The 15,713-nt window shown below is 71.7% G+C and carries 12 protein-coding genes; 10 read left to right on the forward strand and 2 right to left on the reverse strand.

The window, feature by feature from the left end; genetic code table 11:
• The first annotated feature begins 168 nt into the window (after nucleotides 1-168).
• The 9 genes from OG406_RS22560 to OG406_RS22600 all read left to right on the forward strand — a co-directional run bounded on the left by OG406_RS22560 (nucleotide 169) and on the right by OG406_RS22600 (nucleotide 11,636).
• A complete protein-coding gene (locus OG406_RS22560) occupies nucleotides 169-1,131 on the forward strand; it encodes an EamA family transporter (RefSeq protein ID WP_266847886.1) in 963 nt (320 codons plus the stop codon).
• Between the two features lie 350 nt (nucleotides 1,132-1,481).
• Nucleotides 1,482-2,285 carry a TIGR03084 family metal-binding protein gene (locus tag OG406_RS22565; protein ID WP_329187425.1) on the forward strand — a complete coding sequence of 268 codons (804 nt, stop codon included), beginning with the start codon at nucleotides 1,482-1,484 and terminating at the stop codon, nucleotides 2,283-2,285.
• Nucleotides 2,282-4,000 (forward strand): acyclic terpene utilization AtuA family protein, encoded by a 1,719-nt coding sequence (locus OG406_RS22570; protein WP_329187427.1) that lies wholly within the window; start codon nucleotides 2,282-2,284, stop codon nucleotides 3,998-4,000. Before OG406_RS22565 ends, OG406_RS22570 begins: the two co-directional genes overlap by 4 nt.
• Nucleotides 3,997-5,595: an acyl-CoA carboxylase subunit beta gene (locus OG406_RS22575; protein ID WP_164369283.1), complete on the forward strand. Its 1,599-nt coding sequence runs from the start codon at nucleotides 3,997-3,999 to the stop codon at nucleotides 5,593-5,595. The genes OG406_RS22570 and OG406_RS22575 overlap by 4 nt, the downstream gene beginning before the upstream one ends.
• Nucleotides 5,596-5,603: 8 nt before the next feature.
• Nucleotides 5,604-7,475: an ATP-binding protein gene (locus tag OG406_RS22580; protein ID WP_329187429.1), complete on the forward strand. Its 1,872-nt coding sequence runs from the start codon at nucleotides 5,604-5,606 to the stop codon at nucleotides 7,473-7,475.
• Between the two features lie 78 nt (nucleotides 7,476-7,553).
• On the forward strand, nucleotides 7,554-8,717 hold the full coding sequence (locus OG406_RS22585) for an acyl-CoA dehydrogenase family protein (protein WP_164369285.1): 1,164 nt from the start codon (nucleotides 7,554-7,556) through the stop codon (nucleotides 8,715-8,717).
• Nucleotides 8,718-8,734: 17 nt separating this feature from the next.
• Nucleotides 8,735-10,300 carry a 4-coumarate--CoA ligase family protein gene (locus tag OG406_RS22590; RefSeq protein WP_164369286.1) on the forward strand — a complete coding sequence of 522 codons (1,566 nt, stop codon included), beginning with the start codon at nucleotides 8,735-8,737 and terminating at the stop codon, nucleotides 10,298-10,300.
• Nucleotides 10,297-11,031, forward strand: coding sequence for an enoyl-CoA hydratase family protein (locus OG406_RS22595; RefSeq protein ID WP_329187432.1), 735 nt, complete (start codon nucleotides 10,297-10,299; stop codon nucleotides 11,029-11,031). The genes OG406_RS22590 and OG406_RS22595 overlap by 4 nt, the downstream gene beginning before the upstream one ends.
• Nucleotides 11,019-11,636: a TetR/AcrR family transcriptional regulator gene (locus OG406_RS22600; protein ID WP_081217877.1), complete on the forward strand. Its 618-nt coding sequence runs from the start codon at nucleotides 11,019-11,021 to the stop codon at nucleotides 11,634-11,636. The genes OG406_RS22595 and OG406_RS22600 overlap by 13 nt, the downstream gene beginning before the upstream one ends.
• 171 nt (nucleotides 11,637-11,807) lie before the next feature.
• Here OG406_RS22600 and pdxH read toward each other — a convergent pair whose 3' ends face one another.
• Nucleotides 11,808-12,446 (reverse strand): pyridoxamine 5'-phosphate oxidase, encoded by a 639-nt coding sequence (gene pdxH / locus OG406_RS22605; RefSeq protein WP_329190926.1) that lies wholly within the window; start codon nucleotides 12,444-12,446, stop codon nucleotides 11,808-11,810.
• Nucleotides 12,447-12,890: 444 nt separating this feature from the next.
• On the opposite strand from pdxH, the gene OG406_RS22610 reads away from it, so the two are divergent.
• Nucleotides 12,891-13,991, forward strand: a complete 1,101-nt coding sequence (locus tag OG406_RS22610; protein ID WP_266847891.1) for a citrate synthase 2 — start codon at nucleotides 12,891-12,893, stop codon at nucleotides 13,989-13,991.
• A 39-nt stretch (nucleotides 13,992-14,030) separates the two neighbouring features.
• On the opposite strand, the gene OG406_RS22615 is transcribed toward OG406_RS22610, so the two are convergent.
• The gene (locus tag OG406_RS22615; protein ID WP_329187435.1) at nucleotides 14,031-15,095 is read right to left on the reverse strand and encodes an isopenicillin N synthase family dioxygenase; all 1,065 of its coding nucleotides are present in this window, start codon (nucleotides 15,093-15,095) and stop codon (nucleotides 14,031-14,033) included.
• Between the last annotated feature and the right edge of the window lie 618 nt (nucleotides 15,096-15,713).

Below are 15,713 nucleotides of genomic sequence, written 5' to 3' on the forward strand. Positions count from 1 at the left end.
CCGCGCGGCAGCACCCGCCCCCACCGCGCGACACCGCCCCCGGCAAGCACCTCCCGGACACTTCTGCGACAGTTGCATAACGGGTTCACACGCCTGACCCGGTCCACTACTCTGGACCAGCAGGTACAGCACGATGCACGAACCCGAGTCGAACCCCAGGAAGGCCCCGTGAACACCCCCAGCGCCGCCCCCACCACCCCGGCCCCGGCCGCCCCGGCCACCGCACCCGCGGCCGGCGCACCCACCGGACCCGGCCGGCGCGGCGCCCTCGGACCCGTCGGCCTCGTCCTCGCGGGCGGCATCTCCGTCCAGTTCGGCGGCGCCCTCGCCGTCAGCCTCATGCCCCGCGTCGGCGCCCTCGGCGTCGTCAGCCTGCGCCTGCTCGTCGCCGCCATCGTGCTGATCGCCATCTGCCGCCCCAGCGTCCGCGGACACTCCCGCGCCGACTGGAACACCGTCATCGTCTTCGGCCTCACCATGGCCGCCATGAACGGCCTCTTCTACCAAGCCGTCGCCCGCATCCCCCTCGGCCCCGCCGTCACCCTCGAAGTGCTCGGCCCCCTCGCCCTCTCCGTCGTCACCTCCCGCCGCGCCGTCAACCTCCTCTGGGCCGGCCTCGCCCTCGGCGGCGTCTTCCTCCTCGGCGGCGGAGGCTTCAGCAGCCTCGACCCCGCAGGCGTCGCCTTCGCCCTCGGCGCCGGCGCCATGTGGGCCGCCTACATCGTCTTCAGCGCCCGCACCGGCCGACGCTTCCCCCAGGCCGACGGCCTCGCCCTCGCCATGGTCGTCGCCGCCGTCGCCTTCCTCCCCCTCGGCATCGCCGGATCCGGCACCCGCCTCCTCGTCCCCACCACCATCGCCCTCGGCGCGGCCGTCGCCGTCCTCTCCTCCGTCCTCCCCTACACCCTCGAACTCCTCGCCCTGCGCCGCCTCCCCGCCTCCACCTTCGCCATCCTCATGAGCCTCGAACCCGCCGTCGCCGCCACCGCCGGCTTCCTCGTCCTCGACCAGTCCCTCTCCCTCCCCGAATCCCTCGCCATCGCCCTCGTCATCGCCGCGAGCATGGGCGCCGTCCGCACCCAGATCGGCCGAGGAAAAGCCACGACCCTCCAGCCCGCCCCGGACGCGTAAACCCCCGCCGGCACGACCACCGCGAGCGACCACCGGGACGACCGCGAGCGACGACCCGGACCCGTGAACCGGCCCGGACCCGTGAACCGGCCCGGACCCGTGAACCGGACCGTGAACCGGACACGCGATCGGAACCCGCGACGCCGACCCGACGAGGGTCCCCGCCTCGACGTACGGCACAGGCCGCCGTGCACATCCCAGCGGCCCACCCGAGGTGCCCCCGGCCGCCCCCCCCGGGCCACGAACCGGCCGCACCGCAACGGCCTGAATTAATGCAAGCATGCTTGCTTGTTTCTCCGGACGCTGCCATGCTCCCAGCCACACACCGCCGTGTCCCGAGGGAGCGCACCGTGTCCGACCCGACGCCCGTGGCCGCCGTCATCGACGACCTGCACCACGAGAGCGAGGAACTCGACCAGCTCGTCGCCGACCTCGACGACACCCACTGGGCCCGCGACACCCCCGCCCCCCGCTGGACGATCGCCCACCAGATCGCCCACCTCACCTGGACCGACCGGGCCGCCCTCCTCGCCGTCACCGACACCGACGCCTTCGCCGACGAAGTCACCAAAGCACTCGCCGCCCCCGACACCTTCGTCGACCAAGGCGCCGACGAAGGCGCCACCCAACCCCCCGCACACCTCCTCACCACCTGGCGCACCGGACGCATCGCCCTCGAAAACGCCCTCCGCGCCGCGCCGCCCGGCACCCGCCTCCCCTGGTACGGACCCCCCATGTCCGTCGCCTCCATGGCCACCGCCCGCCTCATGGAAACCTGGGCCCACGGCCAGGACATCGCCGACACCCTCGGCGTACGACGGCAACCCACCGACCGCCTCCGCCACGTCGCCCGCATCGGCGTCCGCGCCCGCGACTTCGCCTTCGCCGTCCGAGGCCTCCCCGCACCCACCGAAGAATTCCGCGTCGAACTCCAGAGCCCCACCGGCGACCTCTGGACCCACGGACCCGCCGACGCACCCCAACGCGTCACCGGACCCGCCCTCGACTTCTGCCTCCTCGTCACCCAACGAGCCCACCGCACCGACCTCGCCGTCCACGCCCAAGGCCCCGACGCCGACCACTGGCTCGACATCGCCCAAGCCTTCGCAGGCCCACCCGGCCCCGGACGCCGACCCGAGGAAACCCACCGGTGACCCCCGCCGCACCGGCAGCGACCCGAAGCCCCCTGCGCATCGGCAACGCCTCCGGCTTCTACGGCGACCGCTTCGACGCCCTGCGCGACATGCTCACCGGCGGCCCCCTCGACATCCTCACCGGCGACTACCTCGCCGAACTCACCATGCTCATCCTCGGCCGCGACCGCCTCAAAGACCCCCGCCGCGGCTACGCCAAGACCTTCCTGCGCCAACTCGAGGAATGCCTCGGCCTCGCCCACGACCACGGCGTACGCATCGTCACCAACGCCGGCGGCCTCAACCCCGCCGCCCTCGCCGACGCCGTCCGCGACCTCGCCGACCGCCTCGGCATCCCCACCCGCGTCGCCCACGTCGAAGGCGACGACCGCACCAGCCACCACCCCGGCACCCTCGCCGCGCACGCCTACCTCGGCGGCGCCGGCATCGCCACCTGCCTCCGCGAAGGCGCCCACATCGTCATCACCGGACGCGTCACCGACGCCGCCCTCGTCACCGGACCCGCCGTCGCCCATTTCGGCTGGACACCCCACGACCACGACCGCCTCGCCGGAGCCGTCGTCGCCGGACACGTCCTCGAATGCGGCACCCAGGCCACCGGCGGCAACTACGCCTTCTTCACCGACCACGACCCCGCCCGCCTGCACCGCCCCGGCTTCCCCCTCGCCGAACTCCACGAGGACGGCACCAGCGTCATCACTAAACACGACGGCACCGGCGGCGTCATCGACCTCGGCACCGTCACCGCCCAACTCCTCTACGAGACCCAGGGCGCCCGCTACGCAGGACCCGACGTCACCGCCCGCCTCGACACCGTCACCCTCACCCAGGACGGCCCCGACCGCGTCCGCGTCACCGGCACCCGCGGCGAGCCCCCACCCCCCACACTCAAAGTCGGCCTCAACAAACTCGGCGGCTTCCGCAACGAGGTCGCCTTCGTCCTCACCGGCCTCGACATCGAAGCCAAGGCCGACCTCGTCCGCGACCAGATGGAAACCGCCCTCGACGCCGCCAAGACCCGCCCCGCCGACATCCGCTGGGATCTCGCCCGCACCGACCACCCCGACGCCCCCACCGAGGAGACCGCCAGCGCCCTGCTCCGCCTCGTCGTCCGCGACCAGGACCAGGCCGCCGTCGGCCGCACCCTCAGCGGCGCCGCCATCGAACTGGCGCTCGCCAGCTATCCGGGATTCCACGTCCTGGCACCTCCGGGGGCAGGGGCGCCCTACGGTGTCTTCGAGGACGCGTACATCCCGCAGGCCGCGGTCGACCACGTCGCCGTCCTCGACGACGGGCGCCGGATCCCGGTGACACCGCCCGGCGAGACCCTCGTACTGGAGACGCCGGAAGAACCGTCCCTTCCCGTGCCGCTGCCCGAGGGGCCGACCCGGCGGGCACCGTTGGGACGGGTCGCGGGAGCGCGCAGCGGGGACAAGGGCGGGAACGCGAACGTCGGAGTCTGGGCCCGCACGGACGACGCCTGGCGATGGCTGGTCCACGAACTGACAGCTGACAGATTTCAGACTCTGGTATCTGAAAGCCGCCATCTGTCAGTTGTCAGACATGTGCTGCCCAACCTCCGCGCCCTCAATTTCGTCGTCGAGGGCATCCTCGGCGAGGGCGTCGCCTCGCAGGCCCGCTTCGATCCGCAGGCCAAGGCTCTCGGCGAATGGCTTCGTTCCCGTCACATGGATATCCCGGAGGTCCTGTTGTGACTGTGCTTTCCTCCGCGCTCGATCCGACGAGTGCCGAGTACGCGGAGTACCGGGCGGGCATGCTCGGCAAGCTCGCGGAGTTGGATGCCGAGCATGGGAAGGCGTTGGCGGGGGGTGGTGAGAAGTATGTGGAGCGGCATCGGAAGCGGGGGAAGCTGACCGCCCGTGAGCGGATCGAGCTCCTTCTCGATGATGACACCCCCTTCCTCGAATTGTCGCCGCTTGCCGCATGGGGCAGCGAATACACCGTAGGAGCCTCGCTCGTCACCGGTATCGGGGTCGTGGAGGGCGTCGAGTGCCTGATCACGGCGAACGATCCGACGGTGCGTGGTGGTGCGAGCAATCCGTGGAGTCTGAAGAAGGCGCTGCGCGCGAACGACATCGCGCTCGCGAACCGGCTGCCGTGTATCAGTCTGGTGGAGTCGGGGGGTGCGGATCTGCCGTCGCAGAAGGAGATCTTCATTCCGGGTGGCGCCATTTTCCGTGACATCACGCGGTTGTCGGCGGCGGGGATTCCCACGGTGGCCGTCGTGTTCGGGAATTCGACGGCCGGCGGTGCGTATGTCCCCGGGATGTCGGACCACGTGATCATGGTGAAGGACCGGGCGAAGGTCTTTCTGGGCGGGCCGCCGCTGGTGAAGATGGCGACGGGTGAGGAGAGCGACGACGAGTCGCTGGGCGGTGCCGAGATGCACGCCCGCGTGTCGGGGCTGGCGGACTATTTCGCCGTCGACGAGCGGGACGCGCTGCGGCAGGCACGCCGGGTGGTGGCACGGCTCAATCACCGCAAGGCGTACGCGGATCCGGGGGTGGTGGAGCCGCCCAAGTACGACGTGGAGGAGCTGCTCGGGATCGTTCCGGGGGATCTGCGGCATCCGTTCGATCCGCGGGAGGTGATCGCGCGGGTGGTGGACGGTTCGGACTTCGACGAGTTCAAGCCGCTGTACGGGACGAGCCTGGTGACCGGGTGGGCGTCGCTGCACGGTTATCCGGTGGGGGTGCTGGCGAACGCGCAGGGGGTGTTGTTCAGCGCGGAGTCGCAGAAGGCGGCGCAGTTCATCCAGTTGGCGAATCAGCGGGACATTCCGCTGGTGTTCCTGCACAACACGACGGGCTACATGGTGGGCCGGGAGTACGAGCAGGGCGGGATCATCAAGCACGGCGCGATGATGATCAACGCGGTGAGCAATTCGCGGGTTCCGCATCTGTCGGTGCTGATGGGCGCTTCGTACGGGGCGGGGCATTACGGGATGTGCGGGCGTGCCTATGATCCGCGGTTCCTGTTCGCGTGGCCGAGTGCGAAGTCGGCGGTGATGGGGCCGCAGCAGTTGGCGGGTGTGCTGTCGATCGTGGCGCGGCAGTCGGCGGTGGCGAAGGGGCGTCCGTACGACGACGACGCGGATGCCGCGTTGCGGGCGATGGTGGAGCAGCAGATCGAGTCGGAGTCGTTGCCGATGTTCTTGTCGGGGCGGTTGTACGACGACGGGGTGATCGATCCGCGGGACACCCGCACGGTGCTGGGTCTGTGTCTGTCCGCGATCCACTCGGCGCCTTTCGAGGGTGCGCGGGGTGGTTTCGGCGTCTTCCGGATGTGAGGGTTCCCGTGATTTCGAGTCTGTTGGTGGCGAACCGGGGCGAGATCGCCTGTCGGGTGTTCCGTACGTGCCGTGAGCTGGGGGTGCGGACGGTGGCGGTGTGTTCGGACGCCGATGAGGGTGCGTTGCATGCGCGGGATGCGGATGTGGTGGTGCGGTTGCCGGGTGCTTCGCCTGCGGAGACGTATCTGCGGGGGGATCTGATCGTGGCGGCGGCGTTGCGTGCGGGGGCGGACGCGGTGCATCCGGGGTACGGGTTCCTGTCGGAGAACGCCGGCTTTGCGCGGGCGGTGCTCGACGCGGGTCTGGTGTGGGTGGGTCCGTCGCCGGAGGCGATCGAGTCGATGGCGTCGAAGACGCGGGCGAAGAAGCTGATGGGGCTCGCGCCGTTGGAGCGGGTGACGGCGGGGGATCTGCCGGTGCTGGTGAAGGCGGCGGCGGGGGGTGGCGGGCGGGGGATGCGGGTCGTCCGTGATCTTGCGGAGCTGGACGGTGCGTTGGAGGGGGCGCGGGCGGAGGCGCTGAGCGCGTTCGGGGACGGTGAGGTGTTCGTCGAGCCGTTCGTGGAGGGCGGCCGGCATGTGGAGGTGCAGATCCTGGCGGACGCGCACGGGACGGTGTGGCCGCTCGGGACGCGGGACTGTTCGTTGCAGCGGCGGCATCAGAAGGTGATCGAGGAGGCGCCGGCGCCGGGTCTGGGTGGTCTGACGGAGTCGTTGTACGCGTTGGCGGTGCGGGCGGCGCGTGCGGTGGACTACGTGGGTGCGGGGACGGTGGAGTTCCTGGTCGCGGACGGGCGGGCGCATTTTCTGGAGATGAACACGCGGCTCCAGGTGGAGCATCCGGTGACGGAGGCGGTGTTCGGGGTCGATCTGGTGGCGTTGCAGTTGCGGGTGGCGGAGGGGGAGCGGCTGGAGGGTGATCCGCCGGTGGCGCGGGGTCATGCGGTGGAGGCCCGGTTGTACGCGGAGGATCCGGCGGCGGGTTGGGCGCCGCAGACGGGTCGGCTGCACCGGTTCGGGGTCCCGGAGGGTGTGCGGCTGGACACGGGTGTCGTCGACGGTGATGTGGTGGGGGTGCATTACGACCCGATGCTGGCGAAGGTCGTCGCGCATGCCGGGTCGCGTGCGGCGGCGGTGCGGAAGCTGGCGGGTGCGCTGGAGCGGGCGTTGGTGCACGGGCCGGTGACGAACCGGGATCTGCTGGTGCGGTCGTTGCGGCACGAGGAGTTCGTGGGGGCCCGGATGGACACGGGGTTCTACGACCGTCATCTGGAGGCGTTGACGGAGCCGGTGGTGGACCGGCTGGCGCCGCTCGCGGCGGCGCTGGCGGACGGGTTCGGGCGGTCGCGGTTCGGTGGCTGGCGGAACGTGGCGTCGCAGCCGTTGGTGAAGCGGTACCGGATGGCGGGTGTCGAGCACGAGGCGGCGTACCGGTACACGCGGCGGGGTCCGGTGGCGGACGGGGTGCGGGTGCTGCACGTCGACGCGGGTCGGGTGGTGCTCGAAGTGGACGGTGTGCGGCGGACGTTCGCGGTCGCGGCGTACGGGGACGGCCGGGTGTTCGTGAACGACGTGGTGCTGACGGTGGTCCCGCGTTTCCCGGACGCGGCGGCGGACCGGGCGCCGGGGTCGTTGCTGGCGCCGATGCCGGGGACGGTGGTCCGGGTGGCGGAGGGTCTCGCGGTGGGGTCCGAAGTCCGTGCGGGTGAGCCGTTGTTGTGGCTGGAGGCGATGAAGATGGAGCACCGGATCTCGGCGCCCGCGGCGGGGACACTGACGGCGTTGCGGGTCGTGGTCGGGCAGCAGGTGGAGGTGGGTGCCCTGCTGGCCGTGGTGCGGGAGGCGGGGGACGAGGGGCCGCCGGAGTCGGTCTCGTAACTCACCTGCAGGGCAGGCGCGTTCAGAAGTTCTCTCCGTTTCTCCGTTTCTCCGTTCCGATCGTTCTGAGGAGCCCTCATGAGTGCTGCTGTCACCGAGACCGATGAACACAAGGCGCTTCGATCGGCCGTCGCCGCGCTGGGCAGGCGGTACGGCCGGGAGTATCTGGCGAAGGTCGTCGCGGAGGGGGGACATCCGGACGAGCTGTGGTCGGAGGCGGGGAAGCTCGGCTATCTGGGGGTGAACCTGCCGGAGGAGTACGGCGGTGGGGGCGGTGGGATAGCGGAGCTGTCGATCGTCCTGGAGGAGCTGGGGGCGGCGGGGTGTCCGCTGCTGATGATGGTGGTGTCGCCGGCGATCTGCGGGACGGTGATCGCCCGGTTCGGTACGGAGGAGCAGAAGCGGGCGTGGCTGCCGGGGTTGTCGGACGGTTCGCGGACGATGGCGTTCGGGATCACGGAGCCGGACGCGGGGTCGAACTCGCACCGGATCACGACGACGGCCCGTCGGGACGGTACGGACTGGGTGCTGAGCGGGCGGAAGGTGTTCATCTCGGGGGTGGACATCGCGGACGCGACGCTGATCGTGGGGCGTACGGAGGATGCGCGGACGGGGAGCCTGAAGCCGTGCCTGTTCATCGTGCCGCGGGACGCTGAGGGGTTCGGGCGGCGGCAGATCGACATGGAACTGCACGGCGCGGAGAAGCAGTTCGAGCTGACCCTGGACGAGGTGCGGCTGCCGGCGGGCGCGCTGGTGGGTCATGAGGACGCGGGGCTGCTGCAGTTGTTCGCGGGGCTGAATCCGGAGCGGGTGATGACGGCGGCGTTCGCGATCGGCATGGGCCGGTACGCGCTGGCGCGGGCGGTGGAGTACGCGCGGGAGCGGACGGTGTGGAAGGCGCCGATCGGGGCGCATCAGGCGATCGCGCATCCGTTGGCGCAGGCGCACATCGAGGTGGAGCTGGCGCGGCTGATGATGCAGAAGGCGGCGTTCCTGTACGACGAAGGGGACGACGTGGGGGCGGGTGAGGCGGCGAACATGGCGAAGTACGCGGCGGGTGAGGCGTGTGTGCGGGCGGTGGACCAGGCGGTGCACACGCTGGGCGGGAACGGTCTGACGCGGGAGTTCGGTCTGGCGTCGCTGATTACGGCGTCGCGCGTGTCTCGTATCGCGCCGGTGAGCCGGGAGATGATTCTGAACTACGTCTCCCATCAGACCCTGGGTCTGCCCAAGTCGTACTGAGCGTCTTAGGAGGAACTGTGTTCCGCAGCGAGTACGCAGATGTTCCGGCGGTCGAGGAGCCGATCCACGAGGCGGTGCTCGGTCGTGCCGGTGAGTGGGGTGAGGTGCCGGCGCTGGTCGACGGTGTGGACGGCACGACGCTCACGTACGGGCAACTCGACCTGTTCCATCGTCGGTTGGCGGCCGCTCTGGTGGAGGCGGGGCTGCGCAAGGGGGATGTGCTGGCGTTGCACAGTCCGAACACGATCGCGTTCCCGACGGTGTTCTACGGGGCGACGCGGGCGGGCGCGTCGGTGACGACGGTGCATCCGCTGGCGACGCCGGAGGAGTTCGCGAAGCAGTTGCGGGACTGTTCGGCGCGGTGGGTGGTGACGGTGTCGCCGTTGCTGGAGGTGGCGCGGCGGGCGGCCGAACTGGCGGGCGGGGTGCGGGAGATCTTCGTGTGCGACCGGGCGCCGGGGGTGCGTTCGCTGGCGGAGCTGCTGGGTGGTTCGGCGCCGGAGCCGGAGGTGGTCATCGACGCGGCGGTGGACGTGGCGGCGTTGCCGTACTCGTCGGGGACGACGGGGGTGCCGAAGGGGGTGATGCTCACGCACCGTTCGATCGGGACGAATCTGGCGCAGTTGTCGCCGCTGATCCCGATGGAGGCGGGGGAGCGGGTGCTGGCGGTGCTGCCGTTCTTCCACATCTATGGTCTGACGGCGTTGATGAACGCGCCTTTGCGGCAGGGCGCGACGGTGGTGGTGCTGCCGCGGTTCGAGCTGGACCAGTTCCTGCGGGCGATCCAGGAGCATCGGATCACGGCGTTGTACGTGGCGCCGCCGATCGTGCTGGCGCTGGCGAAGCATCCGGCGGTCGCGGAGTACGACCTGTCGTCGTTGCGGTACATCATCTGTTCGGCGGCTCCGCTGGACGCGGGTCTGGCGGCGGCGTGTTCGGCGCGGCTGGGGCTGCCGCCGGTGGGTCAGGCGTACGGGATGACGGAGTTGTCGCCGGGGACGCATGTCGTTCCGCTGGACGCGGTGGATCCTCCGGCGGGGACGGTGGGGAAGCTGATCGCGGGTACGGAGATGCGGATCGTGTCGCTGGAGGAGCCGGGCCGGGATCTGGGGGTCGGTGAGGCGGGGGAGATCGTGATCCGGGGTCCGCAGGTGATGAAGGGCTATCTGGGGCGGCCGGACGCGACGGCGGCGATGATCGACGCGGACGGCTGGCTGCACACCGGGGATGTCGGTCATGTGGACGCGGACGGCTGGCTGTTCGTGGTGGACCGGGTGAAGGAACTGATCAAGTACAAGGGCTTCCAGGTCGCTCCGGCGGAGCTGGAGGCACTGCTGCTGACGCATCCGGGGATAGCGGACGCGGCGGTGGTGGGGGCCTACAACGAGGACCACAACGAGGTGCCGCACGCGTTCGTGGTGCGGCAGCCGTCGGCGCCGGACCTGTCGGAGGGCGAGGTGATGATGTACGTCGCGGAGCGGGTGGCGCCGTACAAGCGGGTGCGGCGGGTGACGTTCCTCGACGGGGTGCCGCGGGCGGCGTCGGGGAAGATCCTGCGCCGTGAGCTGCGGGGGCGGTCGTGACGGTGGTCGTGGTGGGGTACGAGCGTGCGGTGGCGACGCTGACGCTGGACGCGCCGGCGAACCGGAACGCGCTGTCGGCGGTGCTGGTGGGTGAGCTGGCCGGGGCGCTGGTGGCGTGCGAGAAGGACGACGCGGTGCGCGCGGTGGTGCTGACGCACACCGGGAACACGTTCTGTGCGGGCGCCGATCTGCGGGACCCGCCGGATCCGGACGCCCTGGTGGGGCTGCTGCGGCGGATCGTGGCGCTGCGCAAGCCGGTGGTGGCGCGGGTGGCGGGTCATGTGCGGGCGGGTGGTCTGGGGCTGCTCGGTGCGTGTGATCTGGCGGTGGCGGGCGGGGCGGCGACGTTCGCGTTCACGGAAGTGCGGATCGGGGTCGCCCCGGCGGTCATCTCGTTGCCGCTGCTGCCGCGCTGCGATCCGCGGGTGCTGGCCCGCTACTACCTGACGGGGGAGCGGTTCGACGGGGCGGAGGCGGTCCGTGCGGGGCTGCTGACGGCGGCCGGTGACGAGGTGGACGCCGTGCTGGCGCCGCTGCTGGACGGGCTGCGCCGGTCGTCGCCGCAGGGTCTCGCGGAGACGAAGGCGCTGCTCACGGCTAAGGTGCTGGAGGCCTTCGACCGGGACGCGGCGGATCTGACCGCGCTCTCGGCCCGGCTGTTCTCCTCGGCCGAGGCGCGCGAGGGGATGTCGGCCTTCCTCGAACGACGGGATCCCGCATGGGTGGTGTGAGCGCGGCGGAGCCCGCGGCTCGGGTGCCGCACGAGCCGAAGCAGGACCGCAGCCGGGCGACCCGGCAGCGGCTGCTGGCCGCCGCGGTGGCGTGTCTGGCCGAGTACGGCTGGGCGGGTTCCACGGTGTCCGTCGTCGCGGAGCGGGCCGGTGTGTCGCGGGGGGCGGCGCAGCATCACTTCCCGACGCGGGAGGACCTGTTCACGGCGGCGGTGGAGTATGTCGCGGAGGAGCGGTCGACGGCGTTGCGCGCCCTGTTCCCGGAGGGCGCGGCCGACCGGCGGGCCGTGGTCGCGGCGCTGGTCGGTCTCTATACGGGGCCGTTGTTCCGGGCGGCGCTGCATCTGTGGGTGGCGGCGTCCGACGAGGAGCAGTTGCGGGCGCGGGTCACCGAGCTGGAGGCCCGGGTCGGCCGGGAGAGTCACCGGATCGCGGTGGATCTGCTGGGCGCGGACGAGTCGCGGCCGGGGGTGCGGGAGACGGTGCAGGGTCTGCTGGACATGGCGCGGGGTCTGGGCCTGGCGAACCTGCTCACGGACGACGGGGCGCGCCGGGAGCGGGTGGTGGCGCAGTGGGGCGTGATCGTGGACGAGGCCCTGGGCTGACGGCCCGCGGCCTCGCGGCATCTCCGTGGACCGGAGCCGGCGTGCCGGTCGTCGGACCCGTCCGTGGTCCGGGCTTGTCCGTCGTCCGGCCCCGCCGGTCGCAGGGGCCCGTCCGTCGTCCGGTCCCGTCCGCTCGCAGGGACCCGTCCGGTCGTACGGGTTCAGGGGCGTTCAGGGGCTGAGGCGTTCGCGGCGCCAGCTGCCGTCGGTCTCGGCGACGTAGCGGAGCCGGTCGTGGAGGCGGTTCTCGCGGCCCTGCCAGAACTCCACGCTCTGCGGCGCGATCCGGAATCCGCCCCAGTGCGGCGGCACCGGCACCTGTTCGCCCTCGGGGTAGCGGGCGCTCAACTCCTCGTAGGTGGAGTCGAGTTCGCTGCGCGAGTCGATGACGGTGGACTGGGTGCTGGCCCAGGCGCCGAGCTGGGAGCCGTGCGGGCGGGTGCGGAAGTAGGCGGCGGTCTCGTCGCGTCCGGTGCGGCGGGCCGTTCCGGTGACGATGACCTGCCGGGCGAGCGGGTGCCAGGGGAACAGCAGCGAGATGTACGGGTTCTCGGCCAGTTCGCGGGCCTTGCGGGAGCCGTAGTTGGTGTAGAAGACGAAGCCGTGTTCGTCGTACTGCTTGAGCAGGACGGTGCGGGAGCTGGGGCGGCCGTCGGCGTCGGCGGTGGAGACGACCATCGCGTTGGGTTCGTGGACGAAGCCGCGCAGGGCCGCCTGGGCGGCCTGCCGGAACCAGCGGGCGAACTGCTCCATGGGGTGCGGGGCGAGGTCGCTCTCGTCGAGGCCCTCGGCGCGGTAGTGGGCGCGCATCGCGGCGGGGTCCGGGGCGAGGTCGCTCTCGTCGAGGCCCTCGGCCGTCTCGGCGGCGCGGCGGATGAGGGGTTCGGCTGCGGATTCGTCCGGGAAACGATCGTTCACGCCGCCATCCTGCCGTATGCGGGGCGGCTCCCGGGGGCGGGTGTGCTTCGTCACGTGGTGGCACTGAGTGCCGCGGGCTCTCCCCAAAGCAGGCACCCGGAGATATCGTGCTGGGGCCGTTCCGGTTGGATGACCGGCCGCACGGGGCATGACCGGGGTGTCCGCTTCGGACCGCGAGTCGGCGAGGGTTCTTCGAAGAGCATTCGAGAGTCTTCGGAAACGACCGTGGATCCGCTGTGCGGACCGCACGACCGCCGACCGGCACCCACCCGGTGGGACAGGGGCGTGCGCGCCCCGACAACACCATCTGCCGAACACGTCACGAGGAGCCGCCTGATGTCCGACTTCGTACCCGGACTCGAAGGAGTCGTCGCGTTCGAGACGGAGATCGCCGAACCGGACAAGGAGGGCGGCGCACTCCGGTACCGGGGCGTCGACATCGAGGACCTGGTCGGCCACGTCTCCTTCGGGAACGTGTGGGGGCTCCTCGTCGACGGGGCCTTCAACCCCGGCCTGCCGCCCGCCGAGCCGTTCCCGATCCCCGTCCACTCCGGCGACATCCGTGTCGACGTGCAGTCCGCGCTCGCCATGCTCGCGCCCGTCTGGGGCCTCAAACCGCTCCTCGACATCGACGAGCGGCAGGCCCGCGAGGACCTCGCGCGCGCCGCCGTGATGGCGCTGTCCTACGTCGCCCAGTCCGCCCGCGGGCAGGGCCACGCGATGGTTCCGCAGAGCGAGATCGACAAGGCGCAGTCCGTCGTCGAGCGGTTCATGATCCGCTGGCGCGGCGAGCCCGACCCGAAGCACGTCGCCGCGGTCGACGCGTACTGGACGTCGGCCGCCGAGCACGGCATGAACGCGTCGACGTTCACCGCGCGGGTGATCGCCTCGACGGGCGCGGACGTGGCGGCGGCGCTGTCCGGTGCGGTGGGGGCCATGTCGGGTCCGCTGCACGGCGGCGCGCCCTCCCGGGTCCTCGGCATGATCGAGGAGATCGAGCGCACCGGTGACGCCGAGGCCTACGTCCGCCAGGCCCTCGACAAGGGCGAGCGTCTGATGGGCTTCGGGCACCGCGTGTACCGGGCGGAGGACCCGCGGGCCCGCGTCCTGCGCCGGACGGCCCGTGAGCTGGGCGCGCCCCGTTTCGAGGTGGCCGAGGCGCTGGAGAAGGCCGCCCTGGCCGAGCTGCACGCCCGCCGCCCGGACCGGGTCCTGGCGACGAACGTGGAGTTCTGGGCGGCCATCGTCCTGGACTTCGCGGAGGTCCCGGCGCACATGTTCACGTCGATGTTCACGTGCGCCCGTACCGCGGGCTGGTCGGCGCACATCCTGGAGCAGAAGCGCACCGGCCGCCTGGTGCGGCCCTCCGCCACCTACGTGGGCCCCGGCACGCGCGGCCCGCAGGAGATCGAGGGCTACGGGGACATCGCCCGCTGACCGGCTCCCGCGGGAGCCGGTCCACGGTGCCGTCGGCCGTCACGCGGGGGTGAGGAGCTCCGCGTGATGGCGGGCGGCGGCCAGCGGGTGCGCGCGCAGCTTGCCCTTGAGCTCGTTGAAGCCGTACTCGGCGAAGAGCGGGTTCGCGGGGTCGTCGGTGACGCCGGGGGCGGCGGAGGCGTGCGGGAAGGGCAGCGGTTCGACGCGCGCGTCGAGGCGCGGGTTGTAGAAGAACGGCACGGAGAACCGTTCGGTGGCGCCGGGCGGGCTGACCACGCGGTGGTTGGTGGCGAGCAGATAGCCGTCGGTGGCGACCTCGAGGAGTTCGCCGAGGTTGACGACGAAGGCTCCCGGCAGGGGCGGCACCTCGTGGAAGAGGCCGTCCGCCCGCTGCACCTGGAGGCCGCCGACCTGGTCCTGGAGGAGCAGGGTCAGGAACCCGTAGTCCTTGTGGGCGCCCACGCCCTGGTCGGCGCCGTCGGAAGCGCTGCCGGGGTAGCGGACGAGCTTCAGGTGCGGGTGGGCGTGGTCGCCGAACACCGGGTCGTAGAAGCCGGCGGGGGCGCCGATCGCGGTGAGCAGTTCGCGCAGCAGGCGTTCGGCGACGGCGCTGAGCCGGTCGATCCAGGCGAGAGCGGCGGTGCGCAGCTCCGGGAGGGCGGCGGGCCACTGGTTGGGGCCCTCCAGCCACCAGTACGCGGGCTCGCCGGGCCCGGGCGCGCGGGCGGGCCGCTCGGCGCCGATGTCGAGCTGGTCGCGCCAGTCGCGGCTCCCGCCGGTGCGTTCGTCGCCGGTGCGGGTGTAGCCGCGGAAGTGCGGGGAGCCGGTGTTGTCCAGGGCGAGCCGGTCGGCTTCGGGCAGGGCGAAGAACCGGTGCATGGCGTCGAGCAGCGCACGCGTCTCGGCGTCGGTGACACCGTGCCCGGTGAGCTGGAAGAAGCCCACGTCGTGGGCGGCGCTGTGGAGTTGGGCGTGCAGCAGGGCCCGGGCCTGCGGGCCGCGGTCGGCGGCGGACAGGTCGATGATCGGGAGCTGCTGGTAGGAGGGGAACGCCGGCCGGCTGAGGCGGGGCGTCGGGTTCGGCAGAGACGTGTTCGTCGTCATGGGATGCGTCCGCGGGGGTGTACGGGTGCCCGGGCGGCCGCCGGGGGTGGGGCGGGGGCCACGGGTGCCAGGTGGAGGAAGAGGCGGTGCGAGCAGCGCAAGCGGCGCGGCGAAAACGGGGGCTGGGTCAGGCGGAAGGCCGACAGCCCATGCTCGTGACGCGCACGTAGTCCACGTGTCGGCGTCGGACGAGCATCGGAAGCATGCGCACAGCGTACTGCGCCCCACCCGATCCACCAGTGGCCCGCGTCACTCCGCCTGCCCGTACGCGCGGAACCGGGCGCGGCCCCGGCCGAAGGCGTCATCCCGGGAACGCGAACGACCCGCGAACTCGGGTTCCCTGCGCCTGACGGCGGGGGAGCCGGGCCGGACGTACCGGCGAGTTCGCGGGTCGGGTGACTGCGTTGGATTGGGCCGGCTGCATGCACAACACACATGCGGGTCCGGCGCCGAACCGAGTCCGACAACGGGCCGCTAGCCCGCAGCCACCTCGTCTGTCCGGGTTTCCGTCATGAGCCGAACCACCTCCTCTCCTACGTGCAGATCACTTTAGGAACACATCGGGGGACGCTCAACCCATTTATCGGAACAGGTCCGGGACGGCCCCGTTAGCCGCCG

Source organism: Streptomyces sp. NBC_01428, assembly GCF_036231965.1.
Lineage (GTDB): Bacteria > Actinomycetota > Actinomycetes > Streptomycetales > Streptomycetaceae > Streptomyces.

Bases quoted from the DNA above. Each gene is read 5' to 3' on its own strand.
- OG406_RS22585 (WP_164369285.1), top strand. From the start codon at position 7,554: ATGAGTGCTGCTGTCACCGAGACCGATGAACACAAGGCGCTTCGATCG.
- OG406_RS22600 (WP_081217877.1), top strand. From the start codon at position 11,019: ATGGGTGGTGTGAGCGCGGCGGAGCCCGCGGCTCGGGTGCCGCACGAG.
- pdxH (WP_329190926.1), bottom strand. From the start codon at position 12,446: ATGCGCGCCCACTACCGCGCCGAGGGCCTCGACGAGAGCGACCTCGCC.
- OG406_RS22610 (WP_266847891.1), top strand. From the start codon at position 12,891: ATGTCCGACTTCGTACCCGGACTCGAAGGAGTCGTCGCGTTCGAGACG.
- OG406_RS22615 (WP_329187435.1), bottom strand. From the start codon at position 15,095: ATGACGACGAACACGTCTCTGCCGAACCCGACGCCCCGCCTCAGCCGG.